Origin of the sequence: Pseudobacteriovorax antillogorgiicola (assembly GCF_900177345.1) — a bacterium.
GTDB lineage: Bacteria > Bdellovibrionota_B > Oligoflexia > Oligoflexales > Oligoflexaceae > Pseudobacteriovorax > Pseudobacteriovorax antillogorgiicola.
Genome location: NZ_FWZT01000023.1, coordinates 117,176 through 135,057 on the forward strand (window position 1 = coordinate 117,176; position 17,882 = coordinate 135,057).

The window sequence follows — 17,882 nt, forward strand, 5'->3', positions numbered from 1 at the left end:
AACATTTTTGTCGTATCAGCTAAAAGGACGACAGCCTATCGGCTTCATTAACGCCATAGTGACGAGGTCCTTATGCTGGGCGGATTTAAAAAGAATGCGATTTCCATACTCAAGCGCTTGACCCATCCCATTGTGGTCTTTGTAGCTCTTCAGGTTGTCTGGATCTCCTTTGTAGTGCTTTGGGTTGTATGGTTCTTAAATCAAAAGGAAACACTGGCCCAGCTCTCAAAGCTCATGGGAACCACTCCAATTACCGGCACCACGGGCATCATGACTTTAGTCATCGGCTGTATTCTGCTAGGGATGATTTTAGTTGGGACAGTGGTCCTGTTCATTTTCACCCAGGTGCAGGGTAGTCTCTTGCGCCAGCAAAAGTCCTTCGTCTCCAGCGTCACCCATGAACTTCGCTCTCCACTTGCCAGCTTGCAACTAAGCTTTGAGACCCTACAACGCCCGAATCTTCCTGATAGAATCCAGACTAAGGTCATGGGAATGGTAGAGCGGGACCTAGAGCGCCTGACCCAGCTCGTGGACCGGATTCTATTATCAGCACGCCTTGACCGCGGCATATTAGACTACACAACCCAATTGGAGACGTTCCACCTTAAAGAAGCCATTCTCAAGTGCGTCGATCGAGCAGCCCATATGGATCGCCACCTCAAAAACCGGCTTACGATTATCTGCCCGGAACATATGAAAGTTCGAGGCATTCGTCTCGCTTTCACCATGATATTTGGCAACTTGCTAGAAAATGCTGTGAAGTACTCTCCCAAAGATTCCTTGATTGAAGTTTGTGCTAAACGTCAGGATCGCGAGTTGTGGCTATCTGTAAAAGACCAGGGCTTTGGCCTCAATAAACGCGATCAGAGGAAAGTTTTCCATATGTTCCACCGCACTCCAAGAGCTACAAAAAATGCTGTTCCCGGCACGGGCTTGGGGCTCTACATCGTGCGCTCTATGGTCCGTGGCCTGGGTGGTCGCATCTGGGTCGAAAGCGAAGGCGTCGGTAAAGGCTCAACATTTTATGTCGCTTTTCCTGCAGATGTCGTGATCTCTCGGGACCAAAGCTATTAGCACGCAATTTAATTGCAGACCGCATTAGTCAAAAATATCAGTCCCCCTGGTAAAACGCCGTAGAAAGGGATTTTCAACCGTGCTAATGAACCAGAACGCCCCGTTTATCGGTCAAAATGTTTAAAAGGGATCAAATAGGAGACAAAGATGACCGAAGCAAAGAAAAGAATACTGCTCGTTGAGGACGAGCCCAACCTAGCCTTCAATATTGAGTTCAATCTTCAATCAGAAGGCTATGAGGTGGTGTTAGCCAGCGACGGTAAGGAAGCCCTAGAATGCTTTCGTAACGAAGGCCCGTTTACCTTAATCATCTTGGACATCATGTTGCCAGAGATTAACGGCTTTGAAGTCGCCAGCATCATTCGCCAAGAGGATAAGGTCACACAGATTCTCATGCTCACCGCCCGAGCTGCAGAAAAGGATGTGATCCAAGGCCTAGAACGAGGCGCAGATGACTACATGACAAAACCATTCAGTTTCAAGGAGCTGCTTCTGCGCATCCGCCGCATGGCAGATCGGAGCGATCTGTTCTCTCCAGGCCAGAAGCCAGCCAACTCAAAACTATCCTGGGGAGACATCACCTGGGATATGGATAGCCTGGAACTGAATAGTAGCCAAGGGCACCACGTACTGACTGTTTTGGAGGCTAAGGTTCTCAATGAGTTTGTCCTTAATCCTGAAACCATCCTCACGCGAAAACACCTTCTGAGCAAGGTGTGGGGTGTGAATGGCAATGTTGAGACCCGTACAGTGGACAACTTTGTCATGCGCCTACGTAAATACATCGAACGCAACCCTTCCAAGCCAGAGTATTTGAAAAGCGTGAGGGGTCGGGGTTATAAATTCTGTGGAGATGTGAACCCTGAAATTGGAGTCTGATGGATGTTTTTAAAATTTGAAAAATGGCATGGTGCGAAAAACGACTTTGTCCTTACATGGTTGCTAGGCGATGATGAACTGATCTTCGACAGCCTTGTACGCCAGGCCCCCGAAATCTGTAGCCGCGATGGCTCGGGTGTTTCGGCAGATGGCATCCTTGTCCTTCATATTTCCGAAAGAGAACAAATATTCCCCGATCGTTTATCAATCATAAATAGTGATGGCTCCATTGCGGAAACCTGCGGCAACGGCATTCGCTGTGCCGCACTTAGCGTTCTCAAGCGACATCGCTACTATTCCCCGCGGGATATTCCTGAGGGGTTTGCTATGGACCTTCGCTCATCGAGCGTGAGCTGTCGCTTCCTAGGTCGCGGCAAACTAGAGACTCAGGATCACTGGCCTCTGGTCAGTGTTGATATGGGCCACCCTAAGCTGAACCAGGACTGCCAGCTCTACGAAGACGCCAAGCAAGAAGTGTCTCGTATCGCTGACGAACTCAAGCTTCCACAGCTCAAACGAGACTGGGGAATCATCGACATCTCCAATCAGCATCTGGTGTTCTTTCTCGACCAAGCAGACCGCGATTTGCTGCTGCGCGTTGGCCCAGCTTTTCAAAAATCTGCCTTTTGGGACGGCATCAATGTTCACCTCGCTGTAACTCAGGACGTTGACAATAAGCTGAAAACTGAAGCTGGAAACAAGTTGGGCCAAGCAATTGATGATCTTTATCAGGTTTTCGTCTGGGAGCGTGGCGCAGGGGAAACCATGGCCTGTGGCAGCGGTGCCTGCGCGGTTGCTGCACTTGCCCTTGACTCAGGCCTTGTAGAGCGTAGCCAGTGGCTTGGGGTCGCTATGCCTGGTGGCTTGCTTTATTGCAAGCAAGAGTCTGCAGATGATCAAGTAAATCTTGCAGGGCCAGCCCAGTTTGTATTTGAAGGAACCATCGAGATTTAGTCCGACCCTCGCAAAGTCTCTGGTGGCGCTGACTTAGGGGAGGGAAAATTCACCCTCTTTGTTACGCTGTAACAAATTGGTATGCTTTTTCTATACCTTTAACTCTGACTCCAGCCAGCTGCAACTTGCATTCCCTACATAACGGGAGTAAAGAGAGGGAGTAAGGCATTAAAAAAGGTCCGACACGAACGATGCAAGAAGAGCTTCAACTCAAGCTATTGCCCATCACACTAGGTTTGCGTTTATATCATCGCCATGAGGTTCATGGCCTTGAAAATATCCCAGCAAGCGGTCCGGTGATTATTGCCTGTAACCATAGCCTAGCGACCTATGACATATCTCTACTGATGAGCGCTGTTTATCAGAAGCTGCACCGCTTCCCTCGGGCACTGATCGATCGTGCATTCTACCGCATCCCTGGTTTAGGGGAACTGATGGAAAAACTGGGCTGCATCGTTGGCAGCCAGGAAAATGCTCAGTCTTTGCTATCTAATGGAGAAATACTCTACCTGGCTCCTGGGGGCATGCAGGAGTCCCTGAGACCATCCACTGATCGCTACCGAGTCCTATGGACCAAGCGTAAAGGCTTTGCAAAACTAGCCATCGACTCCGGCGCTCCTGTAATTCTTGCGGCTTGCCCTAAGGCCGATGATATTTTCACGGTTTATGAGAACGGGGTTACAGACTGGATCTATAGAAACTTTAAAATGCCATTTTTCTTAGCCCGAGGGCTTGGCCCCACTGTGATGCCAAAGCCTGTAAAGCTGGATCACTATCTCAGCCGCGCCTTTTACCCCCCAAAGAAAAACCATGACCCCGTTGCTTACAAGCGCCAGGTATACAACTTTCATCGCAAGCTGGTGCAAGAAATGAATCGTATGATCGACGAAGGTGTGATTCCTAGTGATCAGCTACCTCCTTACGAATAACGGGAGCCGGCCTCCTGCTTGATTCAGGCTTGAGATTCACGCATAGTGCTGAAAAACCACTCTGCGAGGAATTGATGAAGAAGCTTACCATTGCGGCCACTGCCCTTATATTCTCCCTTATTATTGGGTTTACCTATCGTATCGAAATATTGAATATGCCAATGCACCTCTTGATCCGAGATGATCAGCCCAAAAAAGGAGCAGACTATATTCTAATCATGATGGGTGGGGTGTCCGACCGCACAGAGCACGCTGCCAAGCTCTTGCAAGAAGGCTATGCTAAAAAAATCATCTTTGCCGAAGCTGAGCAAACAAAGGCTATGAAGATGGGCTTCCGTATGCCTGATGGTCAGGCAACCCTCTCCATTCTCAAGCTCCTAGAGGTGCCAGATGACAAGATCGAGTTTTTGGCAGACTCTGCCAACACTTCAAGCCAAGAAGAAGTCCAGCTCATTTTAGAGCACATCCAAACCATCAATCCAGAGGCCGAGAGGCTGATCCTTGTGACTAGCTGGTTTCACTCAAGCAGGGCAACTTGGATCATCGAGCGACAAAATACCACACCCATCAAGATCGAGTCCCTACCTACTCCCCCCCCTGCCACCTGGTGGGGGAAGGAGAGCGATTTTTTGCATGTCTTCACTGAATATCTCAAGTGGACCTACTATTTGCTTGTGTATTGAGCTGAGGTTTTGTGATTTTCTAACAACGAAATGGAGACTTCCCGATTTTTTCGCAATACGCGACTAATTGACACTGTGGTGTAGGGGTGGAATATTTATGCGTTGAGGTAGAGAGTTGGTTAAGTAATTTATTTTTGTTGGTTTTCTTCTACTTGAGCTTCCTTGCTGTAAATTGTTCTTGAAGCCTGGGAAGGGGTCATCTAAGACTTGAGTTGTTACATTAAACGTATCACCTGATGAGGTTAGACTCTTGCTTCAACACTCTGAATTCAACGGGCTGAAGGAAAAAGCAGCACCAGGAACCCATCAGGCAGCATGGCAGCTTGTCAAAAGGCACGGCTTTTCCGCAGACACCTCCTGCCTAGACCTAGCAGCTGGAAATGGTGCATTTACGGCTCGATTCGTCGATTCTGGTTTCACTGATTTAAGTGTGAGCGAACTACATAGCAAAGACTTTAAACTTCCAGTCAGGAGTTTTTTTGATTGGGATCTTAATCAAAGCTTTTCCAGCCTCGTTGAAAAGAGATATGGCCTCGTAACTGCTATTGAGATCATCGAGCATCTGGATAGCCCACTCCACTTTCTAAGGGAGATCCATAACCTTCTCGACAAAGAAGGACACCTATTGCTCACAACTCCCAACGTTCAAAATGTCATGTCACGCCTTAAGTTCCTCCTTAAGGGAGAGCTAAAGTCTTTTAGCTATAGCGATTTTATCGATCAGCGTCATATTCACGGAATTACTGACCATCAAATAAAGATCTTTTTTGAAATTGTTGGTTTTGAAGTTGTCCATCAAACTTCTGCGGGAAGCTTCTATAGTAGCCTTAAGAAAAAATTTCTCGCTCCGGTCCAGTTTTTGATGAGCAAAGTGCTGAAGGGCTATCTTGCTCCGGGGGATGTTAACATTTACCTTGTCAGAAAGACTAGTGCACGCTCGCAGTTAAGCAATAGCCTTGACCACTACATGCATGTTGCCAACGAGATCTCATAGTGAAAATCCTCTATCTCCTACCCTTCTTTGACGAAGATCGAAATAGTTTTTCTAAGCTGCTAGCTCCCATTCTCGACGAACTCATCGCGCAGAAGATTCCTTTTGAAATCTGGTCAAGTAACAGCTCTTATGAGGGCAGCTACCGTGACTACCATCATAAGATGTTTGCCATAAACTTTAAGTATGAATTTTTGACTTTTCTTCCCACTCTTTTTCTCACCAGTATTAAGGTATGGCGCTGGAAGAGGCGAAACCCTGACGGTTTAGTACATAATGTGGGTGGGGGCAATAGTTTGGTAAGTGACGTTATTACTTCCCATGCTTGTCACGCGCAATACCTAAAGCAGAAGATTGTCTATGGAGAACTCGGACGAGCTATTCTTAACCCCATACATGCAATGGTAATATGTACCGAATACTTTAACTTTAGACAGAAACTTAAAACGATATCCGTAAGCAATTACAATACGCACGGAATCAAAACTTACCACCCAAAAGCAGATGTGATCACCATCGAAAACGCATCTCCGGCAGCTCGCCGATCTTGGCGCAAAGAAAGACTCAAAAACTCAGTGTTTAAGATCATCTTTATTAGCAATAACCATCGGCGAAAAGGGCTTGAGCCTCTTCTCGATGCCATGGTAATGGCGAAAAAGCGAAATCTATCGTGGCAACTTTCTATCATCGGACAAGACCCTCAGCAAGACTATTGGTCACGGAAAGTTTCTGAGCTGAATATAGATGATAAAGTCACTTTTGAAGGGCATCAAGCCGATGTCATTGACGCGATGATCAAACATGACATTCTTTGCTTCCCGAGCCGCTATGAATCTTTTGGAATGATTTTCACCGAAGCAGCATCTATCGGACTGCCAGTTTTCGGAACTGACGTTGGCATACTATCGAAGCTATATCCAAGCTGGCCCCACCTACCTACTCTATGTAAGCATCCGGCCAGTGGCGAGGATATTTTCCAAGGCTTGGAGACGTTCTCGAATAATGATGAATTGCTTGAGTCTCTTGGCTCAGAACTGCAACAAGGGGCTAGCTTATTTAGCCTGGAGTCTATGGTGGAGCAACACCTACAAGTTTATCAAGGTGAACGTCAGCGGATTAAAGCGAGTCCCATCACTGCTTAATCGCTATAGGACTCACTGGAAACTAGCCTTTAGAAGGCCTCAATAATATGCCACTCTCGAATTATCTAGCCGAGCAACAGTACAGAGCCTGCGCATAAGTTGCTGCTGAGCCCCAAGTCTTATGACGAAACCCCGCCATGTACTCTCCAGCCGCACAAACACCAGATACCATTTGCCCCGTGCCACCGTTGTGACCTGATGTCCCGTAAGTTCTCCACGTGCAGCGTGATTGGTTGATATTAGCATTGTCTCCCTTAAGCCCTTGAGCGCCAGTTGCTCCGCGATCACCTTTATCACCTTTATCACCTTTATCACCTTTATCACCTTTATCGCCTTTATCGCCTTTCAAGCCACTAGGACTTCCAATCCATTCGCCATCTGTCCCGATGACTTCCGATAACTTCTTTCTTAGTTTTTCAATGGTTGCTTGCTGGACGGCGATCACCTTCTCAAGCTCAGCAGTATCGGCGCTTGCATAACTATCTGTAATCATTAGACAAATTATTATAAGAATACGATTCATATGGCTTCTCCATCGTAAGTTTTTAAATCTGCTCTGTCTTAGACCAAGCACAGTAGGTTCTATTCCGACACCTGATACGATTTTTTGAGACTAACTTCAAGCTATTTTGACCCACCTAAATAGATCGACGATCTTATAAAAGATGAGTCTTGTAAGATCTTATTCTAACGCTTTAATATAGAATGTTTTATTGGATAATAAATTTTATATTGGCAAAAACTCACAACCATGATATGCCATTAGTGCGTAACAAAGGTCGATTCTTGAAGGAGTTTTCGATTGAAGCGAGCACTACCCCTTACTATGCCATACCTACTATTGCTAGCCGTTATCACGGCACTTTCTTGCTCTAAACAAAGTAATAGCTATGATGAGTACTTATTTCGTTGTGGAATAAGCTCTCATCACAGTAGCAACCACCTGCTCATTGAAGTAGCCCGAGATGGTGAGTGGAGCGATATTGTTGCTACCCTACACCAAAGCTTGCGAGCATCCCAAAAACTTGAGACGCGAAAAAACTGCGTTTTAGTTCCCATTGATACCCCAGTCGATACGATGATCCAAGTTTCAGGTATTTCGCCTGACTCTACACTCGGCACCATTATCGACTATAATAGCCTCAAGAAAGAGCTGATCAATCCGGTCACCCTTCAAAAAATTGAAGGAGTTAGCACTGCTCAGTGGCAAAGGTGTGGTTTTTCATCCAGCAAGCCAGGCTATAAAACATCCTACCTGACCAACTTCGATAGCTTTCCTCTGTTGGGCAAGCATATTCAAGTAGCCTCCGCTGCTAATTTTACAATCAACGAATTAGAGATTTCACCACTTGGTTGCCTAAGATACCCAGATCTTTTATCAGACTTGAAAGTCTACTCTTCTGAGGAGAATAATGGAGACTCAGATCTGTTTCTTACACTCGATAAAAACCTATTAAGCCTTAGTGAACAAAGCTACCAACTTTGTAAAGACGGTGAGAGGTATGACCGGACTACAGGAACGTGCGTCGGTGATGAGATCTCTGTTATCATACCAAGAGCGCTAGAAACCTTTGATAGCTCTTACGATGTAACGTTTCAACAAGGAGTCTTAGTAGACCCGATCGAGGTATCACTACGCTCCCAGAACCAAAACACCGTATTCTCAATAAGCAGTGAAAAATGCAACTGGCTAGATATCGACCCGCGTACGAATACTATATCTGGAAAGACTCCCTTCGATTCACCTCTCGAGTGTAACCTCAATATCACCGCTACATTTGGAAGCGGTGGAAAAATCGACCGAAATCTTTCGATATTAATTGATCCAGACAACCCGCCTATATGGGTAAAAAAGCCTGAAAGGCTTGAATCACGAATTTATCTAGGGCAAAGTTTATTCCCTGTTATCTTCGAAGCGGATGATAGCGACTCCGACAACATCGAGATCACTCACTCGATCAAAGGTAGCAATTGTGACTGGATCACGCCTAGCCCCTATCCTATTCGAGACTCTATAAGGTTCGAAGGAACTACTAGCACTTTGAGTGAGGCGACTCAATGCAAGATCATCGTGACTGCAAAAACTCAGCAGGGTCGGACTATCGAAAGTAGTCATATCGTAAAAGTAGACAAAGAAGAGATTTGCGAGTCATTTTCCGACGTGGTAGCATCATTACCATCTTATGAAATTAAGGATTTTCCACTTTCAAGTAGCTTTCAAACTAAAGTTGACAGTCTTGGAAAAATACATATTCTAGACAGCACATCTCCAAACTCCTTTTATCTCAACACTCGTCAGTACTCTCAATGGGACAAGGTTATTTACCGCAAAAAAGCCGATGAAATACCCATTTTAGTATCGAGTAAGTGGTCTTCAACACCAAAGGTTCTTTTAATTTCAAAAGCGGACGGAACTCTCAGCTTTCATTCAGGCTCGTCGGTAAAGTATCAATTTAAGCTTAATTCCCCGCCAAATCTTAACGATGTTTGGGGAGTCGACTCGCTAGAGGACAAATTTGGTAACATCCTTCTAGTCATCACAAAAAAAGACTATATTATTGATATTTACCTAGAAAAAACGGATCTTGGATACAGGGCTTCATCAGGAATTTTCCAGCACTATGATATTGAGTCTAGGCCCAGCCTGGTGCAAATCGACGATACTATCCATTTAGCGTTGAAGCGAAATCATAAGATTGACCACCTCCTTAGAATAATTCCCTCGAACACGGGCTCCTGGAACATTAATCAGTCTTTTGGCGGTTGTATTGAGTCAGCACCATCTATCGCTGTAGTACAGAAAAACAGCCTATCTATTCTAGTGAACCAAAACGGATCAATGGTTAGCTATGACTATAAAAATGCCGAAGGTCGTCTAAAGTGGCAGAAGTCAGCCCTACTTGATATTGCTGGGTCAGGTAATCCACGCTACGGAAACACTCAAGATGAGCTAACAAACTACATTATCTCACCTCAGGGTGATCAAATTAAGGTGTATACTCTATTATCGATCGATAGCCTATCGATACAAACACAGCTGCTTGAGAAGCGATTCAATCCTACTTGCTACCATAGCGAAGAGGTAGGCATGCTTCCTGCTCGAACTCGAAACTTCTATGATGACTTAAACTTCGAAAATAATTGCCTCGACGATCTGATCAACTTCTACGGCCAACTTTGCTATGCTGGATATCAACCAGCATGCAAGGGAGTAGAAGTAGCTCAAGATGACGATGGCCAATGGTGGCGTTCCCCAAGGCAAGAGAGATTCCTGCCCAATAACTCTATAACAAACACTATCGTTCCCGGGGTAGCACTTTACTTTATCACTGAGTACAACCGTGCTAACGAACGTGACAAGGAAAGTCTTAGGTTTTCATTAAAAAAATGGGTCACCTTCATATTCGAAGGCCAGCAATATCAAGACCAACAAATCTGTAAACCTTTTGGGAATCTTCGAGAGAATCATCAAGCGAATGAGTGGACTCTCTACGTGCTCGCTAAGCTTTGGTCCTTCATGAACATGGCTGATATGCCTCTAGCATTGGAGAGGTGCACTGATTACGATCAGCTTCGAGTCATCAATACTTCACCCTCCACTAATACAATTAGCCAACTTGAATCTTCTATTAACTCAAGACTAGCTCCCGATACAGAGGGAGTTATGAGACTTGCTTATAATGGCTGGAAAGTTCACTACTTTGCCACTATAAACGAAGTAAGGAAACTGGTCGAAGACTCTGAGCCAGCAACAGAACTTATCTTTGAAAAAATCTACCATGCTGATCCAGGAAACCTTCTCTACAAATACTATTTTATCAGAGACTCTCAAGAAGAGACTACGACTACATTTACGGACCTTCAGGACGAACTACTAAAAGTCTGTGACTTAGACTTTGAGCAAGCAGATCGTTTCAATTGGAGGTGGGAACGAAATAGTAGTAATCCAGGGCTTGGCAAAAACATGATGGGTTGGGACTGTTTTTTCCTAGAGAAGCTTCTCGAAAAGCACAGCACTAAAACGGTCATTAGCCGAGATTCTATGCCTAGAGTTGCAGGCTATCTATGCGAATATTACGAGCTATTCATGCCAGGAAATGACTCAGCCATTCGACAGTTACAAAGACGCGGAAGTGTCTTCAAATACGACCCCGGTGAATTTGCCATTATATATCTCGGTTACTTATATACCAGCAGAAAGCTAGGTGCTGAAGAACTAGTACGGCTATCTAATAAAATGATTCTAGACAAGGATTTGAGTAATGCTGAAATTGCTCTCGAACTCGAAAAGGCGAAAACGTTTTTCAACGCACCATTCTATGACCCTTTAGTGTTTGACGGCATCAAAGATGAGCATATGATTTTTTATCTTAATCAAATAATGGCCGATTATTCTAAAAACCGTATTCCTCGCCTCTTTCATGATAACTTTTCGGAGTCAGAAAAGCAGGAATGCGTACGTTTGATGTTATCGGAACCGTATACCACTCAAACTCTAAATGACTATAAAAGATCTTTGCGAGGGAGCTATACGCTTAATGGCTACCGTGTGGTTGACTAGTAATATCACCCATACATAAGCGAGAGCTTTTACTGAACAACTACTAGTTCCATTATTAAATCGACCAAGTCAATCTTTGAGCTTGTGCTACCGCAACTTCTTTCTTGGTCAAGCCGAAGATTAAGCAAACCTCGATCGATATCCTAAAATTTCGCAATATATTGTTCTCATGTCTGTAAATAGAACAAGCAGATTGACGTGTAGATAAAATTGCGGCATTTCACCGAGGAAATCTATGAAAGATCATCTTTCTGCCATATTTTTCCTCGAAGCATGTCTAATATCGTTTACCAACCTCAATCTAGCACTGATTCATAAGCACATTTTTTCGTTTATCAGCCATTTATTCAGAGGAGTATAAGCCATGAAAAGAAGCACATTATTTGCACTCATTGCTATGTTTGGTCTAACTAGTTTTGGTTCTGCAGCTTATGCAGGATGGTCGGGATGGGTCAGAGAGCCAGGTATCGGAGTGAAAGCCCCAACGACCTCCCTGATGTTTAAAGGCGTAACTCACAAAGCAAAAAGGGTGGGCCAATACGAGATTCATTACAATAATAATCAAGGTGGAAGCGACAATGGATGGATGTTATTACCTGGTCAGACAGTTGCAAGCCCAACGTTAGCTCATGACGGCAAAAACCTCGCAATTTTTGTGAGGGGAGCTGACAACGCCCTGTATGTAATGTGGATGCATCGAGGTAGTGGCTACGGACATGGAAGCACCTGGGGAAAGTTAGACGGGCATATAAAATCAAGCCCCTTCATCGAATATCAAGGCCCTGGCTACCTAAAAGTCTGTGGCATGGGTATGGATGACGTTGTTTGGTGTCGCACCTTCAATCGCTAGTGACAGCGTTGCAGTTTGCACTCTTATCGATACATTAGGCTTGTTATAAGAAGAATTGCAACCTTCTCAATTTTAAAATGTCATGTCGACACTGCAGCACATAATTTTACAATAAACATGATGTAAGTCTTTCTTAAGTCCTGATATTTCACTTTACGTAAGGATAACTAATTATGAAGAAGCTTATGTTAGTTACATTATTATCACTATTTTAGGTGGTCAAGCCTTTGCCGCCTCTTTTGTCCACTGGCACGGCAATGGGGGGCCTGAATATGCAGAGTTTCAAAATTTCGAAGAGGCATCCCAATTTTACTATACAAAACAGAGAGCAAACTTTGCCGTTGTTTTGATTGACAATGGGGTTGATGTCCGAACTTTTGGTGAGCAGTATTGGAGGCAGGTCATTGTAGGCAGCGCTGTGGAAGCTGGTCACCTTGTACTTGACACCCCTCAGCGTTACTACGTGGTGGCACAAGCTCCCTGGGGAACCGAGTTCGAAGCTGCTACTGATAGCCGAAGAGTGGCAGTTGATAAGTTTTTCGGGGCGACGAGACAATTTGCCCGAGCACTCATTGAAGACGGAAGGGTCATAGACACCTACGGATCACACCCAGAGTACTACCTTGCCGCGATTGGCGGTTGGTACTATGAGTATAAGCTCTAGGCTGCATTCCCATGGGCGAGCCCTTTGGGCTCTGCTCTTCTTGCTATTTTACTTCAACCCAAGAGTTTTCAGGAATACACACAAGATCACATTCTCAGTGAGACATTTGAACCCTCTCGATTGACCGTCAAACTCCAAAAAATTACCTCGCTTTCTGGAGACTCTCTTAATTTCACTAGGTCATATTATGAATCGTACCCACGCGATACAATTCGAGCACCCTTCTGACAGCGTATAGCCTAGGTAGAGAGTTCAGTGGGTCAGCCTCAATCATTTCTAGTGCGCTTTTCCCGTTGAAAAGATCACGTTTGACGTGAAGCCAGTTTTTTCTGATCTCCTCATTTCTGGGAAAGATAATCTCTAAACTCTTGTTGATCCCTAGTAAGTGAGCAAGCCTTAAAAGCCGGTCATTTGATAAGCAAGGGAAATGGCCTTTTTTTCGAGCATCTCTCAATGTTCGCACGTTAAGATCCATCAAAAGGGCAAGGTCTTTTGTCCGCAATGCCAAATCATCTTTCAAGAGCCAAAGAGCCTTAGCATAAGTGCGTGCCTTGTCACTCTCACTTCGAGATCCTCTCTCATTTATTGGATCTTGGTTCATGGATTTCTCCCATCCACTATCTGGTTCTAGCTGATCCACCGTTCACTAATATACTTTAAATAACTATATTTACATGGGTTTTTAGTTAGCGACACTTCATACTTTGGAACATTGGTTCTGAAGCCAAAGGATAATTTGAGCATTACCATAATTCCTTATATTTCTGATCAAAAGACCAACTAACCAGCTCTGCATAGCCCGCCCTCCTCTGAACAAGCTTATTGAACAATCCCTAAAGAACCCTTATCTTTGTAACTATTCGAACACACAGCGGGGCTAAGCATGAGAATTCTGGTAACAGGCGGAGCAGGCTTTATTGGCTCAGCCGTCATTCGCGAGGCGATGGCAAGAAAGTACGAGAAGGTTGTAAACGTTGACAAGCTCACCTATGCGGGGGATCTCAAGTCCCTTGAGCCCTTTCAGCACGACACCCGATATGCCTTCGAACTAGCGGATATTTGTGATGCCCAAAGGATGCGCCTTCTGCTAGAAGCCCACAAGCCGGATATTATAATGCACCTGGCTGCCGAATCTCATGTAGATCGCTCTATCGATGGCCCTGGGGCATTTATCCAAACTAATATCATGGGCACTTATGCGTTGCTGCAAGCCTCGCGAGATTACTATGAGTCTCTTCCGCCATCGCAACGGCACCGCTTTCGCTTTCATCATATTTCAACTGACGAGGTCTACGGCACACTAGGTGACGAAGGCCTATTTACGGAAACAACTCCTTATCAACCCAACTCACCTTACTCAGCCAGTAAGGCCTCGTCGGACCACCTGGTAAGAGCTTGGCATCACACCTATGGCTTGCCCACTGTGATCACTAATTGCTCAAACAATTATGGGCCATACCAATTCCCCGAAAAACTGATTCCACTGATGATCCTTAAGGGGCTTTCGGGAGAAGCTTTGCCAGTATACGGTAAGGGAGAAAATATTCGTGACTGGCTGTATGTTGAAGATCATGCCAAAGCTCTGCTCCTTGCCGCTGAGCAAGGACGGGTGGGAGAGTGCTATAATATCGGTGGGCGCAACGAACGTACCAATCTCCAGGTAGTGCAGACTATCTGCGATACCCTAGACGAACTAGTCCCACTCAAGTCGGGCTCCTCTCGCCGGGACTTGATCACCTTTGTCCAGGATCGCCCTGGCCATGATCTGCGCTATGCGATTGATGCCAGTAAAATCGAACAGGAGCTGGGCTGGCAAGCTAAAGAAAACTTTGACTCTGGCATCCGTAAAACCATCCAATGGTACATCGAACAAGAGGACGTTTGGTGCGCGCACATTAAGAGTAAAGGCGCCACAGGACAAAGGGTTGGGCTAAGAAAAGGCTCTACGGAAACTAATATATAAAGGCCGAAGCATGGACGTAGAAAATACGTCAATTCCCGACGTAAAACTCGTAAAACCAAAGATATTCGGTGATCATCGAGGGTACTTCCTAGAGACCTTCCATCGGGATAGATATTTTGATGCAGGGATCCAAGCCGAATTTGTACAAGATAATCTATCAAAGTCGAACTATGGAGTACTTAGAGGACTTCACCTTCAACACCCTAGATCCCAAGGAAAGCTCGTTTCTGTGATTCGAGGTGAAGTTTTTGATGTCGCCGTTGATATTCGCATCGGATCCCCAACATTTGGCAAATGGGTCGGGGTTTACCTCAATGAAACCAATAAGCATCAGCTTTGGGTACCTCGGGGCTTTGCTCATGGCTTCGTTGTTACCTCAGATGAAGCAGTTTTTTCCTACAAATGCGATGAGTTCTACGCTCCTGAGCATGAGTTATCGATAAAATGGGACGACCCCGAAATTGGCATCCAATGGCCTGTCTCTGAGCCTAAACTATCCAACAAGGATCAAGATGGAACGCCGCTTAAAGAGCTAAATGACAACGACCTTCCAAAATACCAGGGGTGATATCTGTGAAATGTTTGATTTTAGGTGCTGACGGCCAGGTGGGATTCGAACTTTGCCAACAGCTGAGCGACAGCTCATATGAAATTATCACAACTGCCTTAGAGCCTGAGCAGGGATCTCGCCACCAGGCATTGGATTTATCTAAGCAGGAACAGATTTTCAGCTTTTTATCTGAGGTGAAGCCAGACTTAATTCTAAATGCCGCAGCTTACACTGCTGTAGACAAGGCAGAAGAAGAGCAAGCTCTAGCTATGGCTGTGAATGCCCATGCTGTACGCGCTTTGGCTGGCTATGCTGCTGAGACCAACGCCTTGTTGGTGCACTATTCCACAGATTATATTTTCGATGGTTCTGGTGAGAAGCCTCGAAAAGAGAGTGAACCCGCAAAGCCCGTTAATTGGTATGGCAAGACCAAATGGATTGGTGAGCAAGCAGTTCGAGAGAGCGGCTGCCGCCATCTTATTTTTAGAACGTCATGGGTTTATGGGTTCCATGGTCACAACTTTGTAAAAACTATGCTTCGGGTAGGATCATCCCGCAAAGAGCTGAATGTGGTCGCTGATCAGATAGGGTCTCCGACCAGTGCTTTTCAGATAGCAGAAGCCACCATTCAAGCAATTGCTCAGGTTCTTGAAGACTTAAACAAGCAAAATCTTGCTGGCACCTATCACTTAACTGCCAAGGGCTTCACCAGCTGGGCAAACTTTGCTCAGGAGATTTTTCGCCAGGCTAGTCGTTTCGATTCTGGGTTCGGTGATGTTACGGTGAACGATATTCCTTCTAAGGATTACCCGACTCCTGCGGCTCGGCCTTTGAACTCTCGCCTCGATTGTTCGAAGTTGGAAGGTGCATTTTCTTATTCGCGGGATAACTGGCAAGATCAGCTGGCTTTGGTGGTGGAGAGAATTTTTTCGTCTTAGATCGAGCTGTTTGTTTGCGTTTCTACAGCACGTAGCTCAATAGGATCCTGACTCTGAATCCACCACATTCTACTGATGACCTCATGTCCCGAAAAGAGGTTCTTCCTAGAGGGCTAATATAGCGTTTAGAGGATCTTAGCGAGGAATCTATTTGCCCAAAGCAGGAGTACTTTTCCAGCCAGAAACCGCCTAAAGGCGTTTGTTATGGCGATACGAAGCTCTTCCCTTTAAAATAACGCCTTTAAGCGACTTTTCTGGTCGACTTCAACCAAAAGCTAGAATATACCAACTAAAGGCGGTATAATTCCCTTAAAAATCGCCAGGAATTGACTAGGGAGTGCTATTGGAACCTAAGGATCCACGGATGAAAGAAGTCGAAAGCCAAGAAGACATTATGGATATCCTAAAAAGCTCCTTCGAGAAATCAATCGTAGGCTGACTTTTCTTAAGGCCAATATACTTTACTCGTCTTGAGGACGATAATAGGTAAGATACCAATCTACAAAAGACGATATCCCATCTTCTAGCGAGGTTTGTGGTCTAAACCCCGTTACCTGCACAAGATCTTCGACATCTGCATAGGTCGATGGTACGTCTCCCAACTGCATGTCCATCATATTTTTCTGTGCCTTCATCCCTAGCTTGTCTTCTAGAATCTCAATCATATCAAGCAGCTTCACCGGCCTGCTGTTACCAATATTGTAGATTTTGTAGGGTGCACTGCTGATCGATGGATTGGGATTGTTTGGATCGAAGAGGCTGCTGCCCTTGGGAATGATTGGGATCAATCTCTTGATAGATTCGACTATATCGCTAACATAGGTAAAATCTCGCCACATCTCTCCTTGGTTGTAAACTTCTATAGGCTGCTTGCCTAGTATGGCCTTTGTAAACTTAAAGTAAGCCATATCTGGTCGCCCCCACGGGCCGTAAACCGTAAAAAATCTGAGTCCAGTCGTAGGCAATTGAAACAAATGGCTATAGGAATGCGCCATAAGTTCGTTTGACTTCTTAGAAGCGGCATATAGGCTTAAGGGGTGCTCAGCAACTTGAGATGTAGAATATGGTTGGCATCTATTTGCCCCATAGACCGAGCTAGTAGAAGCATAGATAAAGTGCCTAACATGATGAAATCTACATTCTTCTAAAAGGTTAAGAAATCCTACCATATTGCTGCGACTGTACTCTTCAGGATATTCTAAAGAATAGCGAACACCAGCTTGGGCAGCAAGATTGACTACACAGTCAATTCTTTCGTCATCAAAAATTGAACCAATCTCTTTTCGAGTGGCAATATCTGAACGATACTCTTTAAAGTTGCCATACTCCGATAAGATCCGTGAACGGCTTTTCTTCAGTGCCAAATCGTAGTAGGAGTTGAAACTATCAAGACCGATTACACGATAGCCAGTCTCTAAAAGCAACCTACTAAGGTGAAAGCCTATAAATCCTGCAGATCCAGTGACTAATATATTATCCAACGAGTTACACCTACGTTGAGCTATCAGATCAAATGATTTTTTTGAAAATTAGACACAAAAGGGGATCAAGGCAAGCATCTTTTCGTTGAAATCGAGGGACAATACAAAAAACCCTCTGATCGCGAGACCAGAGGGTTTTTATATTTTTAGGCTGCGTCGAGCTACTCTCCCACTCTTATTAGAGCAGTACCATTGCCGCTGAGGAGCTTAGCTTCCGAGTTCG

General features: G+C 45.0%; 16 protein-coding genes. 13 read left to right on the forward strand and 3 right to left on the reverse strand.

What is annotated here, in order from left to right:
* Positions 1–72 precede the first annotated feature (72 nt).
* The 7 genes from B9N89_RS24645 to B9N89_RS24675 all read left to right on the forward strand — a co-directional run bounded on the left by B9N89_RS24645 (position 73) and on the right by B9N89_RS24675 (position 6,652).
* On the forward strand, positions 73–1,074 hold the full coding sequence (locus B9N89_RS24645; protein ID WP_132323733.1) for a sensor histidine kinase: 1,002 nt from the start codon (positions 73–75) through the stop codon (positions 1,072–1,074).
* A gap of 147 nt (positions 1,075–1,221) precedes the next feature.
* Positions 1,222–1,953, forward strand: a complete 732-nt coding sequence (locus B9N89_RS24650; protein ID WP_132323735.1) for a response regulator transcription factor — start codon at positions 1,222–1,224, stop codon at positions 1,951–1,953.
* Positions 1,954–1,956: 3 nt separating this feature from the next.
* The gene (gene dapF / locus B9N89_RS24655) at positions 1,957–2,907 is read left to right on the forward strand and encodes a diaminopimelate epimerase (RefSeq protein WP_132323737.1); all 951 of its coding nucleotides are present in this window, start codon (positions 1,957–1,959) and stop codon (positions 2,905–2,907) included.
* Between the two features lie 191 nt (positions 2,908–3,098).
* Entirely contained in the window at positions 3,099–3,836 is a 738-nt protein-coding gene (locus B9N89_RS24660; RefSeq protein ID WP_132323739.1) for a lysophospholipid acyltransferase family protein, read from the forward strand.
* A gap of 74 nt (positions 3,837–3,910) precedes the next feature.
* Positions 3,911–4,519 (forward strand): YdcF family protein, encoded by a 609-nt coding sequence (locus tag B9N89_RS24665; protein ID WP_132323741.1) that lies wholly within the window; start codon positions 3,911–3,913, stop codon positions 4,517–4,519.
* Positions 4,520–4,769: 250 nt separating this feature from the next.
* Positions 4,770–5,513 carry a class I SAM-dependent methyltransferase gene (locus B9N89_RS24670; RefSeq protein ID WP_132323743.1) on the forward strand — a complete coding sequence of 248 codons (744 nt, stop codon included), beginning with the start codon at positions 4,770–4,772 and terminating at the stop codon, positions 5,511–5,513.
* Positions 5,513–6,652, forward strand: a complete 1,140-nt coding sequence (locus B9N89_RS24675) for a glycosyltransferase family 4 protein (RefSeq protein ID WP_132323745.1) — start codon at positions 5,513–5,515, stop codon at positions 6,650–6,652. Before B9N89_RS24670 ends, B9N89_RS24675 begins: the two co-directional genes overlap by 1 nt.
* Positions 6,653–6,713: 61 nt before the next feature.
* Here B9N89_RS24675 and B9N89_RS24680 read toward each other — a convergent pair whose 3' ends face one another.
* Positions 6,714–7,175, reverse strand: a complete 462-nt coding sequence (locus B9N89_RS24680; protein ID WP_132323747.1) for a hypothetical protein — start codon at positions 7,173–7,175, stop codon at positions 6,714–6,716.
* A gap of 279 nt (positions 7,176–7,454) precedes the next feature.
* Between B9N89_RS24680 and B9N89_RS24685 the strand changes: the two genes are divergently transcribed.
* The 3 genes from B9N89_RS24685 to B9N89_RS24695 all read left to right on the forward strand — a co-directional run bounded on the left by B9N89_RS24685 (position 7,455) and on the right by B9N89_RS24695 (position 12,727).
* Positions 7,455–11,213 (forward strand): hypothetical protein, encoded by a 3,759-nt coding sequence (locus B9N89_RS24685; RefSeq protein WP_132323749.1) that lies wholly within the window; start codon positions 7,455–7,457, stop codon positions 11,211–11,213.
* Between the two features lie 364 nt (positions 11,214–11,577).
* A complete protein-coding gene (locus B9N89_RS24690; protein ID WP_132323751.1) occupies positions 11,578–12,063 on the forward strand; it encodes a DUF8189 domain-containing protein in 486 nt (161 codons plus the stop codon).
* 346 nt (positions 12,064–12,409) lie between these two features.
* Positions 12,410–12,727 (forward strand): hypothetical protein, encoded by a 318-nt coding sequence (locus B9N89_RS24695; protein WP_132323753.1) that lies wholly within the window; start codon positions 12,410–12,412, stop codon positions 12,725–12,727.
* Positions 12,728–12,902: 175 nt separating this feature from the next.
* Here the strand turns inward: B9N89_RS24695 and B9N89_RS24700 are convergent, their stop codons facing one another.
* Positions 12,903–13,328, reverse strand: a complete 426-nt coding sequence (locus tag B9N89_RS24700; RefSeq protein WP_132323755.1) for a hypothetical protein — start codon at positions 13,326–13,328, stop codon at positions 12,903–12,905.
* 282 nt (positions 13,329–13,610) lie between these two features.
* Here B9N89_RS24700 and rfbB point away from each other — a divergent pair, with 282 nt between their 5' ends.
* Genes rfbB through rfbD form a run of 3 tightly spaced genes read left to right on the forward strand, consistent with a single transcriptional unit; the run spans position 13,611 to position 16,178 of the window.
* Positions 13,611–14,690, forward strand: coding sequence for a dTDP-glucose 4,6-dehydratase (gene rfbB, locus B9N89_RS24705; RefSeq protein ID WP_132323757.1), 1,080 nt, complete (start codon positions 13,611–13,613; stop codon positions 14,688–14,690).
* Positions 14,691–14,700: 10 nt separating this feature from the next.
* Positions 14,701–15,258 (forward strand): dTDP-4-dehydrorhamnose 3,5-epimerase, encoded by a 558-nt coding sequence (gene rfbC / locus B9N89_RS24710; RefSeq protein ID WP_132323759.1) that lies wholly within the window; start codon positions 14,701–14,703, stop codon positions 15,256–15,258.
* 5 nt (positions 15,259–15,263) lie between these two features.
* Entirely contained in the window at positions 15,264–16,178 is a 915-nt protein-coding gene (rfbD, locus tag B9N89_RS24715) for a dTDP-4-dehydrorhamnose reductase (protein ID WP_132323761.1), read from the forward strand.
* Between the two features lie 461 nt (positions 16,179–16,639).
* Here rfbD and B9N89_RS24720 read toward each other — a convergent pair whose 3' ends face one another.
* A complete protein-coding gene (locus tag B9N89_RS24720; protein ID WP_132323763.1) occupies positions 16,640–17,659 on the reverse strand; it encodes an NAD-dependent epimerase/dehydratase family protein in 1,020 nt (339 codons plus the stop codon).
* Positions 17,660–17,882 lie beyond the last annotated feature (223 nt).

Coding starts and splice junctions, on each gene's coding strand:
- rfbC (WP_132323759.1), top strand. CDS start 14,701: ATGGACGTAGAAAATACGTCAATTCCCGACGTAAAACTCGTAAAACCA.
- B9N89_RS24650 (WP_132323735.1), top strand. CDS start 1,222: ATGACCGAAGCAAAGAAAAGAATACTGCTCGTTGAGGACGAGCCCAAC.
- B9N89_RS24680 (WP_132323747.1), bottom strand. CDS start 7,175: ATGAATCGTATTCTTATAATAATTTGTCTAATGATTACAGATAGTTAT.
- B9N89_RS24665 (WP_132323741.1), top strand. CDS start 3,911: ATGAAGAAGCTTACCATTGCGGCCACTGCCCTTATATTCTCCCTTATT.
- B9N89_RS24645 (WP_132323733.1), top strand. CDS start 73: ATGCTGGGCGGATTTAAAAAGAATGCGATTTCCATACTCAAGCGCTTG.
- B9N89_RS24700 (WP_132323755.1), bottom strand. CDS start 13,328: ATGAACCAAGATCCAATAAATGAGAGAGGATCTCGAAGTGAGAGTGAC.
- B9N89_RS24690 (WP_132323751.1), top strand. CDS start 11,578: ATGAAAAGAAGCACATTATTTGCACTCATTGCTATGTTTGGTCTAACT.
- B9N89_RS24660 (WP_132323739.1), top strand. CDS start 3,099: ATGCAAGAAGAGCTTCAACTCAAGCTATTGCCCATCACACTAGGTTTG.
- dapF (WP_132323737.1), top strand. CDS start 1,957: ATGTTTTTAAAATTTGAAAAATGGCATGGTGCGAAAAACGACTTTGTC.
- rfbB (WP_132323757.1), top strand. CDS start 13,611: ATGAGAATTCTGGTAACAGGCGGAGCAGGCTTTATTGGCTCAGCCGTC.